An 18,746-nucleotide genomic window follows, 5' to 3' on the forward strand; every position below is an offset into this window, starting at 1 on the left:
AAACGCGGACAGACTTCTCACTGGTTCACGAAACTCTATTACTCCCATCATCATCACTAAACCGAAACCCTCTGCTAGTAAACAGCCTTAAGCAGGCATCGACCACGTCGGGATTGAACAATACGCCTTTGTCCTTCGTTAGCTGTTCCAGAGCCTGATCAATGCCTTTCGCCGGGCGATACGGGCGGTGAGAAGCCATCGCTTCAACGGTGTCGGCGACTCCGAGGATTTGCGCTTCCAAAAGAATATCGTCGGCGGAAAGTCCTTGAGGATATCCCGAACCGTCAAGCCGTTCGTGATGCTGAAGGACAATTTGAGCTACGGGCCATTGAAAGTTAATGCTCTTCAAGACGTCATACCCGACCAAGGGATGCATTTTGATAAGGCTCAACTCGGCTTCGTATAAACCGCCAGGTTTATTGAGAATCCCTGCCGGCACGTGTATTTTCCCCACGTCGTGAATCAGGGCCGCAAAACGGAGACCCTCGATCCGCTCTTTGGAAAGCCCCATTTCTTTCGCAATCAAACAGGCTAACTCGGCTACCCGGCGCTGGTGCCCGGCAGTATACGGATCCCTCATTTCGACCAGTTTTGCCACCGCCCGAATCGTCTCCTCAATGGCTCTCTTGAGCTGCCCCGAGCTTTCCCGAAGCGCGGCCTCGATTTTTACACGCTCCGTAATGTCCTGGACTGTCCCGGCCATTCTGACAGGTTTGCCTAAATCATCAAAGGTTGCCTCGGCCTGTACGTGGACAATACGTTCAGCGCCGTCTTCTAAAACAATGCGATACTCAATGCTGCATGGTTTTCTTTCCTTGAGGGCTTCGGCAATCGACTCCTCTACGTACTTCCTGTCGTCAGGGTGGACAGTGTTTATGGCAGCCTCATACGTCGCACCGGATTTTTGGGGAACGAGACCAAAAATCCGGCGGGTTCCGTCACAAAAGCGCACTTCATTGCCTGCAATGTCCCATTCCCAGCTTCCGAGACGGGCGATACGCTGGGCGCTAGCCAACCGGGCTTCGCTTGTCTGGAGCGTATCAAACATACGACGGTGCTCAAGGGTATTGGCAATCACTTCCCCTATAATCTTCAGCATGGTGATGTCTTCTTCAGTCCACGTCAGTCTTGAACGCACTGCGTCTAGGCCAAGAAAACCGACAAGGGATCTCTGGTGGACGAGGGGGACGACAAGAACCGACTGGATATCCTGGGCCTGGAGGATTTCCTTTTCTTCGCAGGCTCCGGATGGGAGTTCTTCGACACTCGGGATGTATATAGGCTTGAATTCCTTGAGTTGACGCATCCACCAGGCAAAGGTTTCTGTTGGCAGCCCTTTCAAGTTGTCGATCTGCGGTTCGATCCCTTCCGCGCACCACTCGTGGGTGTTGTCCATCTTGGTCCTATCGCTGGCGAACAAAAAGACATAACTGCGATCGGCACCGGCGAACTCGCCGATAGCCCGCAGTGCGACGTTTATACCGTTGTCGATCTCGTTTGGGGTGAGGCTGATAAGGTTAGCCGATATGTCCGCCACCAACTTTTCCATTTTGAGACGCTGCTTTAATCTCTCTTCTGTCTGCTTGCTTTCGGTGATGTCCAGCAGGGATTCGACGCTCTTTCTCGTTCCCGGGATAACTGTGACTGTTGCATAAAGGTACTTAATTTTACCCTCTTTAGTAATGCTCCGGAACACGTAATTCCTGGGCGCCCCGTTTGGATCTACTCTCCGCAGCCGGTGATACTCCTTCATGCGCTCAACATCTTCCTGTACCACAAGTTCGGTCCAGCTCTTTTTGCCTTCGGTCTCCTCCCGGGTATACCCGGTCAGCTTCTCAAATTCACTGTTTACCAAGGATATCGTTGTGTCTTCCTCGATAATCGCCATAGCTGTCCCCGTATTCTCGAAGATGGTTCGGTACTTGGTTTCGGACTCCTGAAGTGCCTGCTCCATCTGTTTGCGCCCTGAAACATCGTAGCAGGATCCGATGTGCCCCAAGAAGCTCCCGTCTCGGCCATAAAACGGCGTAGCAAAATTTAAAATGTAACGGTATTTTCCGCTGCGGTGCCGGAGGCGGTATTCGATCTTAAACGGCTTTTGTGCATTTAAAGCATCCAGATGGGTTGTAACGTACCGGTCTAAATCCTCGGGATGAACCCCCTCAATCCAGCCATACCCCACTTCCTGCTCCATTGTTCTTCCGGTGAAGTCAAGCCAGCTTTTGTTAACGTAATCGCACTTACCGTCAATACCAGAACGCCACATAGGGTTAGGGAACCCGTCAATCAGGGCCAAACAGAAATCATGTGATTTTTGCAAAGCCTCGATCATCTTTTTGTAGTCAGTGACATCCCGGGCGGAAGCGCCGATCATTCCTTCAGCAGCAACCGGACAGACGTTCCACGCCAGCCACCGGTATGAACCGTCTTTGCAGAGACAGCGGCTTTCGAGATTAACCAGTGGCTTACCGGTGCCCAAGACCTTTTGCCATTGGATGTTTAACGGCCGGTCGTCGGGATGAAAAAAATCGGCGACCGGCCGTGCGAGAAGTTCTTCTTCAGTGTAACCGAGAAGACTTCTCAATGCCGAATTCACGCGCTTAAAGCAGCCGTCTGGGCCCACAATACAGAGAATATCCGGCCATAATTCAAAGAAGTCCTCAAACTGCAGCAGCATAACCAAGCTCCCTTGTTTAAAAATTCTGCCACGGGTGGACTCCAAAGTAGTAATCCTTGTTTCCTACACAACACTGGTACGACCGGACTTGAAGCCAGAGCTGGTTATCGATGTACGTACACGGTGTAAAAGCGTTTACAAAACAAAACACCACCGCCAGAGGGGTGGGTTTTTCTATAGTTCCACCGGCAACTGGCTGACATAGCGGATCACCGCCTTAGTCCCTGTAGCTTTGCGCCACCGCCTTTCGGCAGTTTTGCCCTTCTAGCGGAACAGACTTAATGGATGAACGCGATACTAATAAACTTCTTCTCAAATAAATTAAAAATAAAAAAACTCATTGACTAGGACTAATGTCCTAACCAAAGTTCGACCTAAAACTACCAATTCCTTCATTTTTCGAGCTAGAGTTAAGAAATTTTTGTGCGGGTTAGCTAATCTCCAGGTTGAACATCGCCAGTCTTTGAATGAGTGCCCGGTAAAACCTCTCAGCGTCCTCTCGGTACTGTAAGCAGCAGACAAGGTCATCGGCGTAGCCCAGTGGGCTTCGCACCCGCTATACGACACGCCCTTTGCTCGGCGCACGGCCTGACCCTTAATTTACTGCGAAATTAAATCCTTTTCGGGTAAAAAGTCTTAAGCAAGCATCCACTACGTCGGGATTGAACAGTACCCCTTTATCCCTGGTTAATTGCTCCAAAGCCTTATCAATGCCTTGCGCAGGGCGATAAGGCCGGTGTGATGCCATTGCTTCTACCATATCAGCAACCCCCAGGATTTGTGCTTCCAGAAGGATGTCGTCGCCGAAAAGTCCTCCAGGATATCCTGAACCGTTAAGCCGTTCATGATGTTGGAGAATAATCTGAGCCACCGGCCAGGGAAAGTTTACGTCTTTCAGGATATCGTACCCAATCTTGGGGTGCATCTTGATCAGGCTGAACTCAGCATCGTGCAGGCGGCCTGGCTTGTTGAGAATGCCAGCCGGCACAGGTATTTTCCCCACGTCGTGAATAAGGGCACCAAAGCGGAGACCCTCAATCCGGTCTTTAGGAAGGCCCATCTCTTTTGCTATCGCGCAGGCCAGCTCAGCAACCCGGCGCTGGTGTCCGGCCGTATAAGGATCCTTCATCTCAACCAACTTTGCTACGGCCTGAATCGTTCCCTCTACCGCTTTCTGGAGCTGTTCCGAACTTTCCCGAAGTGCTTTCTCGATTCTCATCCGCTCCGTGATGTCCTGCACCGTTCCAGACATCTTGATAGGCCTGCCGGTCTCACCAAGAGTTACTTCGGCCTGCGCATGTACAATACGTTCGGAGCCGTCCGGCAAAACGATACGGTAATCTGCACTATAAGGTTTTCCCTCTTTAAAGGCTTTAGCAATAGATTTCTCTACAAACCCCCTGTCATCAGGGTGAACAGCTTTCAGGCTATCCTCATAGGTAGTGCCCAATTCCTGCGGGGTCAGACCAAAGATATGATAAATTTCGTCAGCCCAATGCACTTCATTGTGCACAATATCCCAATCCCAGCTGCCAAGATGAGCAATGCGCTGGGCATTGGCTAGACTGGCTTCTCTCTGCCGAAGGATCTCATGCATGCGTCTGTGCTGGAGGGCATTGGCAATGACTTTCCCGACCGTCTTGAGCATTGCGATATCCTCTTCAGTCCATAGTTGCTTTGCGCGTACCGCGTCAAAACCAAGAAAACCAACCAGGGATTTGTCATATACGATCGGAACAACGAGAACCGACTGGGCATTCCGGGCCTGGAGGATTTCTTTTTCCATGCGCGCTTCGGAACCAAGTTCTTCGACATTCGAGACAAATATCGGTTCAAACCGGTTGAGCCGGCCCATCCACCAGGGGAATTTTTCACTTGGCAACCCCTTCAAGTTGTCAACTTGCGGTTTGATCCCTTCCGCACACCATTCGTGTGTGTTATCCATCTTCGTCCCGTCGCCGGAAAACAGAAAGATATAACTACGGTCGACACCGGCAAGTTCCCCAATTGCCTGCAGCGCAGCGTTTATACCGTTGTCAACCTCGTTTGGGGCAAGGCCGATAAGGTTCACCGATATGTCAGCGATCAGCTTTTCTATTCTTAGACGCTGCTGTAATCTTTCTTCGGCCCGCTTGCGCTCGGTGATTGTTTCAAGTGCTGCTACTATCGGGCACTCTTCGCATAATTTGGTGCGTTGGCGCATGGCCTCGCAACAGCGGCGTCCCACCACTTGCTCCGGGGGCAAGCCCAGCATCTCCAGCACAGCCTTGTTTGACCATATGATTCTCGAGTCTGTGTCGTAGCAACTTACAAATTCCGACACGACATCCAAAATAACGGCTCTTTCCAGTTCGGATTTTATCAGTGCGTCCTCCGCTTGCTTACGGTCGGTAATGTCGACACCTACCGCGACAACATACTTAACTGAGCCGTCTTCATCCTGGATGGCGGTGTTCGACCATGCGATCAATCGGCGCCGCCCGTCTTTCGTTACCCAGCAGTTGTTGCGCCGGTTAGGAAATTGACCGGCCTGTAAATTCTTAAAGTTATCTCTAACCGTTTCGACCTCTTCAGGAACCAGGAGCAGATCCCAGACGTGCTCCCCCTTCAGTTCCTCGAACAAATAGCCGGTTGTTTGCTCGCAGGCACGGTTGAAACGGACGATCCGCCCGTTCCGGTCAAGAACGCACACCAAGGAGTTGGTGCGGTCAAGAACCGCAGAGACGCGGTCGCGTTCTTCACCCGGATTCTTTGCCATCTTCTTGCTCTGTGACGCCATACAGGATGCCTGTTCCTCCCTCTTTTGAATGGTACCCTGCGGAAAGGATTGCCCTCGTTTATTACCCTGACGCTAAAACCTCAATTTCCCCTGACTATCGAGATAAACGCGCATATGACAGACATCCTCTTTAATAGTGAGCACTTGGTTTCCGACATTGGCATACACGCCGGGGTAAGCACGTCCCATAAATACGTGTCCCCCGGGGTTTACAGAAAGTACGGTCTTGACACCCCAGTCTGAACCGGCCTCGTCCACAACTATCGCGCCTTTTTTCGAAATGAGATGCCCCCCGCGAACGATTCCGCGTACATTTACATCGCCCCCGGCTTCCACCCGTGAGCAATAACATCCCTGACCCACAATGGAAATAGTACCGGATGCCGCAAGTGAACTGTTCACCGCAGACTTTAGCACAAGGTTCCCACCTGTGTCCTCGGCTTCGTCAGCCAGACTGGCTAGAACCTTAAGTTTGTGATAAAGGAGATGGAGTTGCTCAATGCTCTGCAGCCGCAATAAGTTGATCCCGTCAAAATAGTATTCAAAATCGATCAGGCTGGCTCGTATGTCCTCCGGCTGAACGGCAATGGCCAGGCGCCGCAGGGAATTGAGGAGATTATGTACTTCTGCGGGTAAATTGCCAAAGCGGAGGTCCACCACCCGTTGCAACAATTGCCCAAAACCCAGGTTGGAATGTCTGACTCTTGGGTTGGCGTGTACCTCCTCGAGGACTTGAAGCAAAAGACTCAACTGGTTTATCACATGCGCTAACTGACCGGCTACCTTTTGCAAAGACAAACGGTTGCAACAACCAGCTATAACGGTACTACCGAATACAGACCCGCCAATCGTGATCGACCTGTACGCAACCATCTGGGCATTATCCACATTTTCACTGACATAAATATCTTCGGCAGAGTATACCAACACTCCCGCTCTTACATTGCCGCGGACACTAATACTGCCAACAAAACGCACATTGCCAACAGACAAGTCAATGTCCCCGTTAATGGAATAAACCGACTCGACGCGGAAAAAGTACGTACGGCTATGTTTTTCGCAAAAAGGTTGACCGCTGGTTGTAGCTATAACGGTATTTCCGCCGTCTGCCAGGGCGGTTCCCTGACCGCATAACAGTTGAATAGACTGCGGCGGTTCAGGCAAAAGCGCCTCCCCCCGTACGTTCATACCCGGGGTGCCAAGTTTGCCCGGGATTTTTCGGACCAGCAGCTGCCCCTGCTCGACGGTAGCCAGCCGACGGCATTCCCGAAAATCCACGTTGTTGCGTTTATCGGGACTAAGGCAAAACTTGCCTTGTCCAAAGAGGATCTCGACACTTTCAGCTTGAGATATCCCGGGCGGAATACCAGAGGCAACGATAAACCGGCCTTCCTCGGGCGTACCACGAAGCTGCCTTAATCTTGCCAGGTGTATTCCATAAGTAACTCCTTTCTGCTTTAAAACAGCCAGAGCCTGGTCCAGATCGGGGGGCTCACCTGGGTGGGAAACCGGTTTAGCCCGTAAAGTTAAGAGAGTCGACGGTTCCTGGTCTTCCAGCACATACTCGACACGACGACTAAAGGCAACATTTAAGTACGCCACCAAACCGTCATCGCTTATGACAACTTCAAGACAAGGTGGAATAAGCTCAATTCTGGGTTCGTACTCAATATGATCGCTCTCTCGAATCGGGACGGTTTCCTGTACAGGGACACCATTCACCAATACCTTTAACCCGGATGGTGCCAGCCGGGCCGGGGCACCACCGCTTTCGGAGTCCTTGACAAAGATGCGACCGTTGCTAACCCAGGCCAACCCCGCGATATCTTCAGCAACGGCCGGGGTTTTGGCTTCCATTGAGGACATATCCCCGGAATGCCTCAAAGTCTTAGGCGGCAGAACGCTGTTTAAAACGTTGTCCATTGTTTTATCTAAATCATTCGGGTTAGACATTTCGAGTCATCCCCCAAAGTGTGGAGTGTCTTTACGACAAGATAAAAACCCACCGCCAGTAAGGGTGGGTAATACACATTGCGATTCCATCCCCCAGCAACTGGCTGACATAGCGGTATCCCGCGTTAGTCCCTATAGCTTTGCGCCGCCGCCTTTCGGCGGCTTTGCCTTTTTGTGGAGTACAATATATTATTTGTTTATTATAAGATCATGTACAACTTGTGAAATTTGTTACTCTTTATCCACTTATCATCCTGTTAACGCTTGCATACCGGAGACGGAAGACTGTGCGGATCGTAGCAACCTTCGGACTATAGTCCCAGTGGGCTAGGACTATGGTCCGAAATTCGACATATTTCTACCGATTCCTTCATTTTGGATAAATTTTTCATATACATTTAGACAAGACCCTTACTGCATAAGGATAGTAACTGCATAAGTAGCTTTGTCTTTTACCTGCAATATTTGTGAAGTCTGGCACTAAGCCGGAAAACCCATCACAACCTGATCGCTAATGTCCACAAAATCCCCTTGGGGGGGGATTTATGCGCCACCATGAAAAGCAATAACCTGAATAGCATAGCTGCGGAAATCCCGGCGCCGGAGACCGCTGACCCTAACCAGTATTCATTCGATCAGGTTTTGGAGCTGGTCAAGGACCCGGCGCCCCGCTTCCTCCCCTGCGGCCACGCACTCGTCCACCCTCTGGAACTCATACCATCGCACTCTTTCCACCCGTGGTTTGATTAAGAGCACCGTCACCGCACCACAGGGAGAATCCAGCCGGCTGTTCCGTTGCCAGTTCAACATTAATGAACGTCCCACAATACCCAGAAAACCCGGCGGCCGCGACTCCGGGTACCAATCCCGGCCATGCTTGAACAGTAACCTGCAGCAAATCTCCCCCGCCCGGAAGGCCGCCGCAGGACGATCTCTCGCCGTGCCGACATCCACGGCAATAACCACGGAAGCCCCCATTTCCACCGCCGCCAGTAGCGGCACCGGACTGACCACGCACCCGTCGACCAGGACACGGTCATCCAGAAAAACGGGCGCAAAGATCCCCGGGATAGCGGTGCTGGCCCGCAGGGCACGCGCCAGCGGTCCTGACCGCAGCCTTACCTCGTCTCCGCTAATCAGGTCGCAGGCGACGACCGTCAATGGTTTTCGCAACTCGGCAAACTTCCGCCCGCCGATTAAGGAGAAATAATAATCTTCCAGCCGGCGGCCAAGGATCAGGCCGTGGCGGGGAAAGGAGATATCCGTCAGGCGAAGCAGTTCTCCCCAGCGGGTATTCCGGGCGATGCTTTCCATCTCCGCAATGCTGTAACCCGTGGCCCAGGCCGCGCCCACGACGGCGCCCATGCTGCTTCCCGCCAGGATGTCGATGGAGATGCCCGTCTTCTGCAGTACCTTTATGACCCCCAGGTGAGCATAGCCCCGGGCTCCCCCGCCGCCTAGGGCCAAGCCCAACCGCACCTTCCTCACTTTTCCACCTTCACCATCTGATCCCCCTTGTCAGGATGCTCGCTCACGCTATCGCAAAGATACCATAACTGCTTCTCCATCATCGTGTTCAGAGAGGCCATCTCCGCCCGGCGCGGCCGGGCAGTCCGCGCCACCGTAAAGGGTTGACCGATGGCTACTTCCACCTTTGCCCTGTACGGGCGCATCGTCCCCGGAGGAAGCAAGTGCCCGCTTCCCCGGATGCCGACCGGAAGCACGGTCGCCCCCGCCTTCAAGGCCAGGTAGGCCCATCCCGGTTCAAAAGGCCGGTGACCCGGACCCACCCCTCCTTCAGGGAAAACCATGAGCGCCCCCCCGGTCTCCAGAAGGTGCAGCGCCTTTCTTATTCCGGCCGCCGCACCCGGCCCTCCTTCGACGGGGATCGCCCCAAACCAGCGCAGTAACGGGCCGGCAATCGGCCGCTCAAAGAGATATGCCGCCGACAACGAGGCCACTCGTCGCGGAAAAGCGGCGACCAGAACAATCCCGTCCGCGAGGCTGGCATGATTGGCAACAACAATAAGCGGCGCATCCAGCGGAATCTGTTCTTTTCCCCTGACCACCAGCCCCCCGGTAATACGAAACAATAGCGAGAGCAGGAACCGGACCAAGCGGTAGCCTGCGTCCGATCCGGCAGGGGACCCCCTTACTTCCGGCCGGCGGTCGCTCATACCTGGCACCGCCCGTGCAGTTTCACCCAGATTTCGTCGGCGACGGCGCCCCATTCGGCCGCACGGCGGTCCAGGTGCGCGGCTGCCGTCCCCGTCAGTACGGTTTCCGCCCCCTTATGGGTCGGCCGGGCACCGGATTCGGCCACGATCTCCCGCAACGCCGACGGGCAGTCGATGATCGGACACGGCCGCAGGAGGTTTTCGGAGAAGGGCTGTCGTTTCTGGTAGGCCCGGAAGAGAGGCGACCCCAGAACATCCTTCAGGCTCTTATGGTTGATATTGTCCACCGCGAAGTGGACGAAGGCGCAGGGCTCCACCTCCCCGGCGGCGTTGATGTGGAAGTAGCGGCGGCCGCCGGCGATGCAGCCCCCCGTCAGTTCCCCGTCATTCCAGAAGTCGGCGATGAGGATCGGCTTGTGCGCCCGGATGTAGGGGATGCGCTCCGCCAGGTAGGCCCGCTGCCGGGGAGTGATCATCAGGTCCGGATTCGGGTCGCGCCCGACCGGGATATAGTGGAAGGTCCAGCCGTAGGCCACGCCTTTCTCGATCAAGAAGTCGATAAACGCATCGCTGGTGACTTCATCGACATTCTGCCGGGTGATGGTAATGGAGACTCCGAAAACGGCACCCCGCTCGCGCAAAAGGTCCATGGCCCGCATGACCCTGTCAAAGGTGCCGGCCCCGCGGCGGGCGTCCGTTCGGTCGCGCCAGCCCTCCAGGCTGATGGCGGGACTGAAGTTGCCGACCTCGATGATCCGGTCGGCCAGCCGTTCGTCGATGAGCGTACCGTTGGTGTAGGCCATGAAGGCCATGTCGCCGTGCTTGGCCATCAGGTCGAAAAGGTGCGGGTAAACCAGGGGTTCCCCGCCCGAAAAGACGATCCAATAGATCCCCAGCTCCTTGGCCTCGTCGAAAAGCCGGTCGAGTCTTTCCGGCGCGAGGGAATTCTTCGGCGAGTACCTGCCCGCCCAGCACCCCTCGCAGGCCAGGTTGCAGGCGCTTGTCGGATCCACCAGGATGAAGTTGGGAACATTGAAGCCCAGCTCCTCCGTCAAGCGACGCTGCCGGGGGATACCGGCCAGCATCGCCCGCGCAAACCAGTTGAAGACCAGTCGTTTCCGGATGTTGGGATGTGTTTTCGCCGCCAGATTGTTAATATAGGCACGCATGGCCGGGTTCTCGCGGTAAACCTCGGCAACCCTGTCGACCTGCTTCTTGTGCTCCTCCCGGACGGCTAAAGCCCGGGCCAGGTTGAAAAGCCGCGGAATGTTGTTCTCGGGGTCCTTAGCCGCGTAGGCTAGGGTCTGTTCGACTACCTCCGCCGAAATACGGTTATTCAATAAACTGGACTGCCAGGACATACGGAACCGCTCCTCCTTTCCTAAAATCCCGTCTTACCCCATAAACCAAAGAGACCCAAAAATTATGTAAAAAAATTAGAGACTGCGTTCCAGGGCCTGTCGCAAAAAGCCGACCAGCAGTTTGCCCTCGCGCGCATTACATTCACCAATGGATTCGAGGAATCGCCGGACCTGTGCCTCGATCCTCTTGTGCAGACTGTCTTTCACCCCCCTGATGGCCGAACCGATGGCCGTACCGGCAAAAAGGCTTAAGGTTATTTCCGGCCTGGCGGCCGCATGCAGGATATTCTGAACCGTCGCCAGCCCGCGAGCGCCCAGATGCTCGAGATAGACGATTAGGAGAACGATAGTATACGCGCCGAGGGCTACCGGACGTTCGATGGCCGGCATCGTGTCCAGCAGTTCATCAATCACTTTCCGCGCCCCGCCGCTCTTAACTTGATCCAGCAAACCCAGGAGTTCTTTCCGGATAGCGGACCATTCCCCCCCCCCGATCGCCTGCACCCGGTCGACACACTCCGGACCACCGTTTTCCCGCCACCGCCAAGCGCGTTCCGTAGGCCGGAAAACGACCATCGACCGTCCCGGAACCCGTTCTTCACGGTTCACGGCGTACGCGCTGTCCAGGAACCCGTCTTCCTCCAACGCCTTCAGCATATCGTAGGCCGTCCACTTACTCACGCCGAGCGCCTCGGCCACAGCAGTATAATGCACCGGTTCCCCCATAGCTTCAAACAGCCTGAGGATCTTGGCCAAGAATTCCGTACGGCGGCGTGTAAGCGTCACCTGGTGCAACATTCCTTTCCCCTAAAAAACCAAAATAAACTTTTTCAAATTATATTATATCTAGTTTAGGGGATCAATCCGCTGTGCAATCTCCCCAGGCCGTTATTTTTTGCGAAGGCGCAAATTCCGCCCGTAAAACTGAGCCGCCGCCTCCAGACCGCCGCCGAGGGGGAAGGGCAAGAAGTTATGAGGTCTTTTTACGCCGCGTTCGATAATAACGTACGGCGAAGAAAAACATAAGGGAGGTAATGATCATCCCGGCGAGCGCCAAGCGCACTCCCTCAGAGGGGCTCAACAACGTAAGAAAACGGCGTGTAACTTCTAAGAGAACCAGGTTGAAAATTACCGTGCCGAGGAAAGTAGCCAGAAAGAAACCCACCGGCCGCAAGCGGGCAAAACCGGCAACCAAAGAAGACCAGGGACGGGCATAGCCGACAAACCTGAACAGAAAAACGGCCAATAAGCCGTAGCGGGCGTACCACAGCTGCAGCTTATCAGCCATTTGTTGCAGTTCGCGTTTCTGACCCAGCCGCCGGTACGTCCAGGCCCTCATTTCTCTGCCGGCAAAATATGCCGCGCTGCTGCCGACCAGATGGCCCGCGGTTAACACGGTGAAAATGAAAAGATAGGAACGGCCTTGGTCAAGCAGGGCGCAAGCCGCCACATAAGCAGCCTCCGTAGGGAAGGGCACCCCAAAGTTTTCCACGGCCAGGCTGAAAAAAATGCCTGCTATCCCTAAATAGTCCCACAAGTCCATGCCTGATTCAACTTTCGCTTCACAGCGTCCAGCGTGCGAAGAGTTCGTTTTTTCTCACGAAAGCCCATAAAAGGGGCCGAAGGAAAGGATTACGGAGCTGCGTGTGGTACTGACCTATTGCCTCCGCTTTCAGGTCGACTGTTTCTTCTGGTAAAGGAAACGTGAGCCATTGCCGGTCAAGGCGTAACATAGAGACCGAAGGCAGCAGGTAACCCTCACGGGCAAGCCTCTTAGGTTGAGGGTGGTAGCGGTGATGAACCAGGTAACGACATGCCATAACCTCTTCACCCGAACAGCCCTGCTCCTGCAAGACCTCCTCTACAGTTTTCCCCAGGACGGCATGGTCGGGATGGTTGTCGGCAGGATGGGGATAGAGAATAACCGTCGGGGAGTACCGTCCTATCTCCTGAGCTATTCGCTGCTTTAGAGAAGGATAGAAAGATAGGAGATCACCGTCGGGATAACCCCAAAACTCGAGTCCCCTTTCCGGCACTCCCAGAATGCCTGTGGCCCGGCGAAACTCTTCGTGGCGCAGGACCATAAGTCCGCGCCTGTTGCCATCGGTAGCCATTACCACGCGCACTTCTGCCCCCGCGCGACAAGCCTGACTGAGATAACCTCCGGCGGCGATGGTCTCGTCATCAGGATGGGGAGAAAAGCAAAGGAGCCGGTCCGAAGACCGCGGACCGGGCATTTCCCCCAGAAGATGACAGGCGGGCTGAGAAAGAACGCTTGAGGCATAGCCGTGATAAACGTATCCGCCGGCCGTCAATACCATTGCGGCTAAAGCAACATAATACTTATTCATCCCGGACCACCTCGTGGTAGATCTTTTCTATGCGCGCCATACTGAGCTCGAGGCTGTGGCCCAGTGCCTTCTCCAGCCCTCTTTGCCGCATACGATTGCGCAGCTCGTCGTCGGCCAGTAAGATGTTGACCTTGGCGGCCAGATCTTCGGGGTCGCCTAGGCGAAAGAGAAAACCATTCTCTTTATCGGCAACCAGTTCAGGAAGAGCCCCCGCTTGTACCGCAATCACCGGAAGTCCGGAAGCCATGGCTTCCAGAGTAACGATACTCTGGGATTCGACACCTGAAGGGATAACAAAGCAAGTGGCCAGATGGTAAAGGCGGGGCAACTCGCTGCCGTGGTTGGACAGAGGACCTAGAAACGTTACGTAAGCAGACAGCCCGTCTCTCCTTACCTGGCGCTCAAATTTCTCTCTTAGGTTACCGGTGCCGCACAGTACAAAGTGCACATCGTGTTGGGCCAGGATAAAGGGGATAGCCTTTAATAAAGTGTCAAGACTTTTATCGGGATCCATCCTGCCCACGTACAAAACAACGGGCTTTGCAGGCAGGCGAAAAGCCTTGCGCACCGCCGAAGGGGGCTCGTAGGCGAAAAAGCGGTCGAGGTCTACGCCATTGGAAACGACCGTCACCGGAGTCCTTACCCCAATCTGCAAAAGGTAGTGGCGTACCGTTTGACTGGGACAGATCACGTGCCGGCATTGATTGTAAAAAGCCGCCATCGCAGAAGCCAGCTTGCGCCCCAAGTAGCCGTGGAACGGCCGCAGAAACCAGAGATAGGCCAAAACGTACTCAAGCGTAAAATGGTGACTTATCACCACGGGAATCCCTTTCTCCTGCGAAGCCCTCAACAACGCCGAACCAATCGACGTAGGATCCTGGAGGTGGACGACATCCGGACAAAACTTACCGACCAGGTGACGGGCCTGGCGCAGAGGGTAAACCGTTACGCGGAACCCCTTGCGAAAAGTATGGGGGATTGAAGACACCCGCCACACATCAAAACCTTCCGGAAAAGCTTCCTGAAAGGTCCGGCGGCTCGGAGAAGGAACCATCAGCAACACATCGTAGCCCCGGTGAGCTAGATAACTGGCAAGGTTAAAGGTGGTAACTGCAACACCCGATACATTGGGGTAAAAAGATTCCGAGCCTATGAGAATACGCATCCCCGTTCCCCTTTTTCCTCATGCGATCTGTAAAACTTTTGTGAATGCGCCGGCTTCTTCCCCGGAGTTGGTCGGATGATCCGCAGGTGGGGGATGTGGGGCCTCGACGCCGATTGACGCCGATCATCTCATCGCTCGTCGCAGTTATTGAGCCTGACGCGGCCGGCGCCGCGGTAGGAGACGGAGGTGACAATCCCATGTAGCGCTTCCGCAGCCTGAGGGTCGCCTGAACCTCTGCGCTGAATCTTAGGACGATGTATAAGGCAAAAAAGGCAGAACTAACAGGCCAGACGACTCTCCGCAGGACACGACACCTCCGGCAGACAAGTTCGACAGAAAAACAGGCGTTTCCTGCCTCAGAAGCATCAGAAGCAAAAGGGAGCACGCAGCCGCAAGAGCGGGCGGGCGGTACGGATCGCTGTGCGCTCCACAGGGCAGAGCGATCCCTCCTATGTCGCGCTGATGAACAAGGTGATGGCCGGGCCGGCCGGCCGGAGGAGCGGGAAGCCTTCGCCGCCAAGCGGGAAGCCAGGATCCGCGAGCTCTTGGAGATGCCGAAAGAAGAACTGTTGGACATCCGTGAGGTGCGCCTCGACCTGCCGCCGAAGGCGCGCATCTTCCCCTCAGTGGTCTGCGCATCCTGCGGCGAGGCGGCGATGGAGCCGCGCGTGCGGATGCGCGACGGCAAGCCGGTCTGCATTCCCTGCGCCGACAGCTACGCCGCGCCGCCGGCGGGCGGCAGGTAGACGAGGAGGTGGGCTTCAGATGCGACGGATTTGCACCACCGGTTTGGTTTTGCTCGCCCTCTTTCTTCTTCTGGCCGCTGCCGGGTGCCGCAGCGGGGACTCTCCGGTAAAAACGGCGGAGAAACCGGTGCCCTCTACTCCGGCGGTCTACACGATCGCCGACTCCACAGGCGACTGGGGCTTCCCGAGCCCGTTTGCGCATTACCAGCGCGGACCGGGGTACATCCGGATGAGCCTTTTGTTCGACACGTTGGTGTGGAAGGATGAAAAAGGTTTTATTCCTGCTCTGGCCGAGAGCTGGTCCTGCGACGAGAGCGGCAAGGTCTGGACCTTCAAGCTGCGCGACGGCGTGCGGTGGCATGACGGCCGGCCCTTTACGGCCGAGGACGCCGCTTTTTCCTTAAACTACGCTAAGGAACACGCCTATAAGTTTACCGACCTCGCACCGGTGGAGAAGGCGGAGGCGCCCGATAAAAAGACGCTGGTCGTCACCCTGGACGCGCCGTATGCTCCCTTCCTAGATAACATTGCCGGAACGCTCCCCTTGATCCCGAAGCATATCTGGAGTGCGGTCAAGGACCCGGAAACCTTCCAGGAACCGGCGGCGCTGGTAGGCACGGGACCTTTTAAGTACGGCGACTACAACAAGGCTCAGGGCACGTACCATTACCTGGCCAACGAGGATTACTACGGCGGCCGTGTGACGGTCAAGGAACTCCGCTTTGTGAAGATGGACGAGGGAACGGCGCCGGCCGCCCTCCGGCGCAAGGAGATCAACGCCGCGTCCGTTCCGCCCGAAAGCATCGAGGCGCTGGCCCAAGAGGGCTTTACGGTCATCAAGAGCCCGTACTACTGGGATGCCAAGCTGATGATCAACCACAAGAAGGAGCCCTTCAGTTCCCGGGGGTTCCGCCAGGCGCTGGCCTACATCATCGACCGGCAGGAGACCGTGGATGTCGCCCAGCGCGGCCAGGCCAGGGCCGGCAATCCGGGCTTTATCCCCCCGGACAGTAAAAGGTAAAGATCTACAAGTCTTTCGTAGATGTATTCCTTGTCGGCGACGGCCGCCGCCAGGAGCCCTCTCTGAAGTATAGCGGCAGCCTTCTCCAAATCGTCCCGATCCTTTGATGAGTGCAACATCCAGCAATCAGCCCAGCCTATCCAGTCCCATCCCCAGATCGGGTCTTCTGCGAGCCATTTCTCAAAAAGGCTCGCCGCCTTGTCTCTCTGACTAAGGATGAAATACGATTCTCCCATCGCCCGTTTCATATTTTAGACCATCAGTAGCTTCTGGCTTTGCTCCTTTTCCCAGTCCCGCGGCCGCTTCAGCAGCATCGCCACACACACGGGAATTGCCGGATATGAATCCACCCTTTCTTATTCTTGCAGGCTTTGGTTGACAAATGTAGCTCCTAGTAATATATGTAATGTAACTACAATGGTTACATTGGAGTGGTCGACATGCGCCAAATCAGCGTGGGAATACGCGAAGCAAAGATGAACCTCAGCCGTCTCTTGAAAGATGTTCACCAAGGAGCGCAAATTATCCTTACCGATCGAGGACTGCCGGTGGCTAAGCTTGTCCCTGTGACTCCGGAGGAATTGACTGTCGAAACCAGGCTACATAACCTGGAACAAAACGGATGGGTTACTCCGGCCCCCAAAGGCTGGCGCCCCCTGCCTCCGCCCCTTCCTGTACCGAATGGCCTCGCACAACGTTACCTCGAGGAAGACCGCAACGCATGAAACACCAAAGCCTGGCTGTCATCTACTGGGATACATCTGCTGTCATATCCGCTCTCTTCCGGGATGCCCACAGCGATGAGGCCTGGAAATGGTCCCGAACAGATGGGGTACATCTTCTTTCCACACTGGCCTTGGCCGAAAGCCATGCCGTTATCGCTCGCCTGAAGCGCGAACGTATCCTGGCCGATGTTCTCATCACTGCAGCTCTTCAAGCCCTGGAGAACGGGCCTTGGTACCAGCTTCATATCGCGCCGTCTCCCGGCGAAATCCGGCTACTTGCCGAGAAATGGCCCCTGCCTGGCGCAGACCTCTGGCACCTGGCTGCAGCAAAGACCGTACAAAAGGAGATCCCGGAAATAAAGATGCTTGCCTTCGATTCCCGTCTCCTTGTCGCCGCTGAGGGGGAAGGTTTACTTTTAACCGAGGACCGGCGAAGTTAGGCTTTTGACAACTACACAGAGTAATCTCTATCTGTGGCGACTATGGCATCAATTAGGCCCTCTGCTTTGATAACATTCTCCAGCTCTGACATTGGCCCCCGGTATTATCTATAACCTATTTGTTTGAAAGAAGCTGGTTTGCTTTTTTTAGCTGATGGATTTTAAAACAAGGCAGGTAACGGAAATGAAAGAGTATTCTGATTCCCAAAAGAACGAAATTAGGAACAGGGTTCTGGCATGGGCGGAGGAGTTCGAAAAAGACCAGCGGTACAAATCCCTTACCGAGGCCCAGAAGGAGGAAAGCTGGTTCATTATTGAACTTTTTGCGGATTTGATGTACGGATATTTTCTTCAGGAGCCTTCAGAATGGACTGCAACGGCATTGGAGGAATGCTGCCTGGATTTACTGCCGAGGAAGGTTTCCGCCGATGTGGACTTCTACAGAAATGTAGAGCCTGTCCTGACGGGTTTCTTTGGGTTTTTGCAGAGTAGAGATTACATATCTGATGCATCGAGGCTTATTTCACGCCTCAAAAAGGTTTCCAACGAAATGATTGAGCGGGCAGACAATCTTGCCTACTGGGGACCTGCAAAGCAGCTTGTAATGGGTGCAATGAAAGCAGGAGTAAATCTCGAGGATGCCAAGGAGTTCAACAGGTATGTTCAGATGCTTAATTTGTTGCGGTCCAGGCAAAACACACCTCCGGATGCAAAGGTTAAGGTAGGAGGTAACGATCCCTGTCCCTGCGGCAGCGGGCAAAGGTACAAAAAGTGTTGTGGCGGCGGGAGAATTGTACCATTCCCAACTGCAGGATGTGCGGCGACCGAGGGAAGACATAGTACAAACGCCGTCAACACGAACACTGAAAACATAGTGTACCAGCTTAAAATAACGCTCAAAGGTATTAAACCGACCATCTGGAGGCATTCCACAAGCTGCACAAGATCATTCAGGCTGCCTTTGGCTGGCAGGACTACCACCTGTTTAACTATGACTTCGGGGATGTAGTAGTGCATATTCCCGACCCCGATTACGCTCCGGGAGAACTTTACGGCACTAGAGAACTGAACGCCAAGAGAACTAAAATCGATGGCCTTCTTGTTGAGCGCGGGAAATGTGTCTATACTTACGACCTCGGCGATAACTGGAGGCACGATATTGTTTTGGAAAGAATACTGCCTGCTGAAAAGGGTAAGCGCTATCCGCTTTGTATCGACGGCGCCCGCCACAGACCGCCGGAGGATGTGGGCGGCGTTACCGGATACAAAGAATTCCTGAGCATTATTCGAGACCCTCAGCATCCGGAGCACGATGACTATCTTGTCTGGGCAGAGAAGGATACGAATGGCA

16 protein-coding genes and 2 riboswitches are annotated in these 18,746 nt (G+C 54.6%); of the genes, 6 read left to right on the plus strand and 10 right to left on the minus strand.

All coding sequences use genetic code 11. The features are described from left to right. Positions 1-25: 25 nt before the first annotated feature. From ACUM6F_RS07225 to ACUM6F_RS07270, 10 genes are all read right to left on the minus strand, one after another. Positions 26-2,677, minus strand: a complete 2,652-nt coding sequence (locus ACUM6F_RS07225) for a PAS domain S-box protein (RefSeq protein WP_445348818.1) — start codon at positions 2,675-2,677, stop codon at positions 26-28. 184 nt (positions 2,678-2,861) lie between these two features. Further along, positions 2,862-2,948, minus strand: a riboswitch (cyclic di-GMP riboswitch). A gap of 324 nt (positions 2,949-3,272) precedes the next feature. Next, on the minus strand, positions 3,273-5,456 hold the full coding sequence (locus ACUM6F_RS07230) for a PAS domain S-box protein (RefSeq protein WP_445348819.1): 2,184 nt from the start codon (positions 5,454-5,456) through the stop codon (positions 3,273-3,275). Positions 5,457-5,528: 72 nt separating this feature from the next. After that, positions 5,529-7,409: a DUF342 domain-containing protein gene (locus ACUM6F_RS07235; RefSeq protein ID WP_445348820.1), complete on the minus strand. Its 1,881-nt coding sequence runs from the start codon at positions 7,407-7,409 to the stop codon at positions 5,529-5,531. A 92-nt stretch (positions 7,410-7,501) separates the two neighbouring features. Further along, positions 7,502-7,588, minus strand: a riboswitch (cyclic di-GMP riboswitch). Positions 7,589-8,036: 448 nt separating this feature from the next. Continuing rightward, positions 8,037-8,897, minus strand: a complete 861-nt coding sequence (locus tag ACUM6F_RS07240) for a patatin-like phospholipase family protein (RefSeq protein ID WP_445348821.1) — start codon at positions 8,895-8,897, stop codon at positions 8,037-8,039. Continuing rightward, the gene (locus ACUM6F_RS07245; protein WP_445348822.1) at positions 8,894-9,502 is read right to left on the minus strand and encodes a lysophospholipid acyltransferase family protein; all 609 of its coding nucleotides are present in this window, start codon (positions 9,500-9,502) and stop codon (positions 8,894-8,896) included. The genes ACUM6F_RS07240 and ACUM6F_RS07245 overlap by 4 nt, the downstream gene beginning before the upstream one ends. An 80-nt stretch (positions 9,503-9,582) precedes the next feature. Beyond that, positions 9,583-10,947, minus strand: a complete 1,365-nt coding sequence (locus ACUM6F_RS07250) for a radical SAM/SPASM domain-containing protein (RefSeq protein ID WP_445348823.1) — start codon at positions 10,945-10,947, stop codon at positions 9,583-9,585. 75 nt (positions 10,948-11,022) lie between these two features. Further along, positions 11,023-11,745 carry a helix-turn-helix domain-containing protein gene (locus tag ACUM6F_RS07255; protein WP_445348824.1) on the minus strand — a complete coding sequence of 241 codons (723 nt, stop codon included), beginning with the start codon at positions 11,743-11,745 and terminating at the stop codon, positions 11,023-11,025. Positions 11,746-11,917: 172 nt separating this feature from the next. Continuing rightward, the gene (locus tag ACUM6F_RS07260; RefSeq protein ID WP_445348825.1) at positions 11,918-12,484 is read right to left on the minus strand and encodes a DedA family protein; all 567 of its coding nucleotides are present in this window, start codon (positions 12,482-12,484) and stop codon (positions 11,918-11,920) included. Positions 12,485-12,509: 25 nt separating this feature from the next. Beyond that, complete coding sequence (locus tag ACUM6F_RS07265; protein WP_445348826.1) at positions 12,510-13,298, minus strand: PIG-L deacetylase family protein; 789 nt, start codon at positions 13,296-13,298, stop codon at positions 12,510-12,512. Then, positions 13,291-14,463, minus strand: coding sequence for a glycosyltransferase (locus ACUM6F_RS07270; RefSeq protein WP_445348827.1), 1,173 nt, complete (start codon positions 14,461-14,463; stop codon positions 13,291-13,293). The genes ACUM6F_RS07265 and ACUM6F_RS07270 overlap by 8 nt, the downstream gene beginning before the upstream one ends. A 551-nt stretch (positions 14,464-15,014) precedes the next feature. Between ACUM6F_RS07270 and ACUM6F_RS07275 the strand changes: the two genes are divergently transcribed. The 6 genes from ACUM6F_RS07275 to ACUM6F_RS07300 all read left to right on the plus strand — a co-directional run. Next, positions 15,015-15,209 carry a TraR/DksA C4-type zinc finger protein gene (locus tag ACUM6F_RS07275; RefSeq protein ID WP_445348828.1) on the plus strand — a complete coding sequence of 65 codons (195 nt, stop codon included), beginning with the start codon at positions 15,015-15,017 and terminating at the stop codon, positions 15,207-15,209. A gap of 19 nt (positions 15,210-15,228) precedes the next feature. Next, positions 15,229-16,230, plus strand: a complete 1,002-nt coding sequence (locus ACUM6F_RS07280; RefSeq protein WP_445348829.1) for an ABC transporter substrate-binding protein — start codon at positions 15,229-15,231, stop codon at positions 16,228-16,230. Positions 16,231-16,670: 440 nt separating this feature from the next. After that, positions 16,671-16,955 (plus strand): type II toxin-antitoxin system Phd/YefM family antitoxin, encoded by a 285-nt coding sequence (locus tag ACUM6F_RS07285; RefSeq protein ID WP_445348830.1) that lies wholly within the window; start codon positions 16,671-16,673, stop codon positions 16,953-16,955. After that, entirely contained in the window at positions 16,952-17,395 is a 444-nt protein-coding gene (locus tag ACUM6F_RS07290; RefSeq protein ID WP_445348831.1) for a type II toxin-antitoxin system VapC family toxin, read from the plus strand. Before ACUM6F_RS07285 ends, ACUM6F_RS07290 begins: the two co-directional genes overlap by 4 nt. Positions 17,396-17,549: 154 nt before the next feature. Continuing rightward, complete coding sequence (locus ACUM6F_RS07295; RefSeq protein WP_445348832.1) at positions 17,550-18,404, plus strand: YecA family protein; 855 nt, start codon at positions 17,550-17,552, stop codon at positions 18,402-18,404. After that, positions 18,377-18,746: plasmid pRiA4b ORF-3 family protein (locus ACUM6F_RS07300; protein ID WP_445348834.1), on the plus strand; the 370-nt coding region annotated here is incomplete at its 3' end. The genes ACUM6F_RS07295 and ACUM6F_RS07300, both read left to right, overlap by 28 nt.

The organism is Desulforudis sp. DRI-14, from assembly GCF_052618305.1.

Excerpts from the sequence above, each read along its gene's own strand:
- ACUM6F_RS07270 (WP_445348827.1), bottom strand. The coding sequence starts at position 14,463 with ATGCGTATTCTCATAGGCTCGGAATCTTTTTACCCCAATGTATCGGGT.
- ACUM6F_RS07250 (WP_445348823.1), bottom strand. The coding sequence starts at position 10,947 with ATGTCCTGGCAGTCCAGTTTATTGAATAACCGTATTTCGGCGGAGGTA.
- ACUM6F_RS07225 (WP_445348818.1), bottom strand. The coding sequence starts at position 2,677 with ATGCTGCTGCAGTTTGAGGACTTCTTTGAATTATGGCCGGATATTCTC.
- ACUM6F_RS07275 (WP_445348828.1), top strand. The coding sequence starts at position 15,015 with ATGCCGAAAGAAGAACTGTTGGACATCCGTGAGGTGCGCCTCGACCTG.
- ACUM6F_RS07230 (WP_445348819.1), bottom strand. The coding sequence starts at position 5,456 with ATGGCGTCACAGAGCAAGAAGATGGCAAAGAATCCGGGTGAAGAACGC.
- ACUM6F_RS07280 (WP_445348829.1), top strand. The coding sequence starts at position 15,229 with ATGCGACGGATTTGCACCACCGGTTTGGTTTTGCTCGCCCTCTTTCTT.
- ACUM6F_RS07295 (WP_445348832.1), top strand. The coding sequence starts at position 17,550 with ATGGATTTTAAAACAAGGCAGGTAACGGAAATGAAAGAGTATTCTGAT.
- ACUM6F_RS07285 (WP_445348830.1), top strand. The coding sequence starts at position 16,671 with ATGCGCCAAATCAGCGTGGGAATACGCGAAGCAAAGATGAACCTCAGC.
- ACUM6F_RS07265 (WP_445348826.1), bottom strand. The coding sequence starts at position 13,298 with ATGAATAAGTATTATGTTGCTTTAGCCGCAATGGTATTGACGGCCGGC.
- ACUM6F_RS07235 (WP_445348820.1), bottom strand. The coding sequence starts at position 7,409 with ATGTCTAACCCGAATGATTTAGATAAAACAATGGACAACGTTTTAAAC.
- ACUM6F_RS07255 (WP_445348824.1), bottom strand. The coding sequence starts at position 11,745 with ATGTTGCACCAGGTGACGCTTACACGCCGCCGTACGGAATTCTTGGCC.
- ACUM6F_RS07290 (WP_445348831.1), top strand. The coding sequence starts at position 16,952 with ATGAAACACCAAAGCCTGGCTGTCATCTACTGGGATACATCTGCTGTC.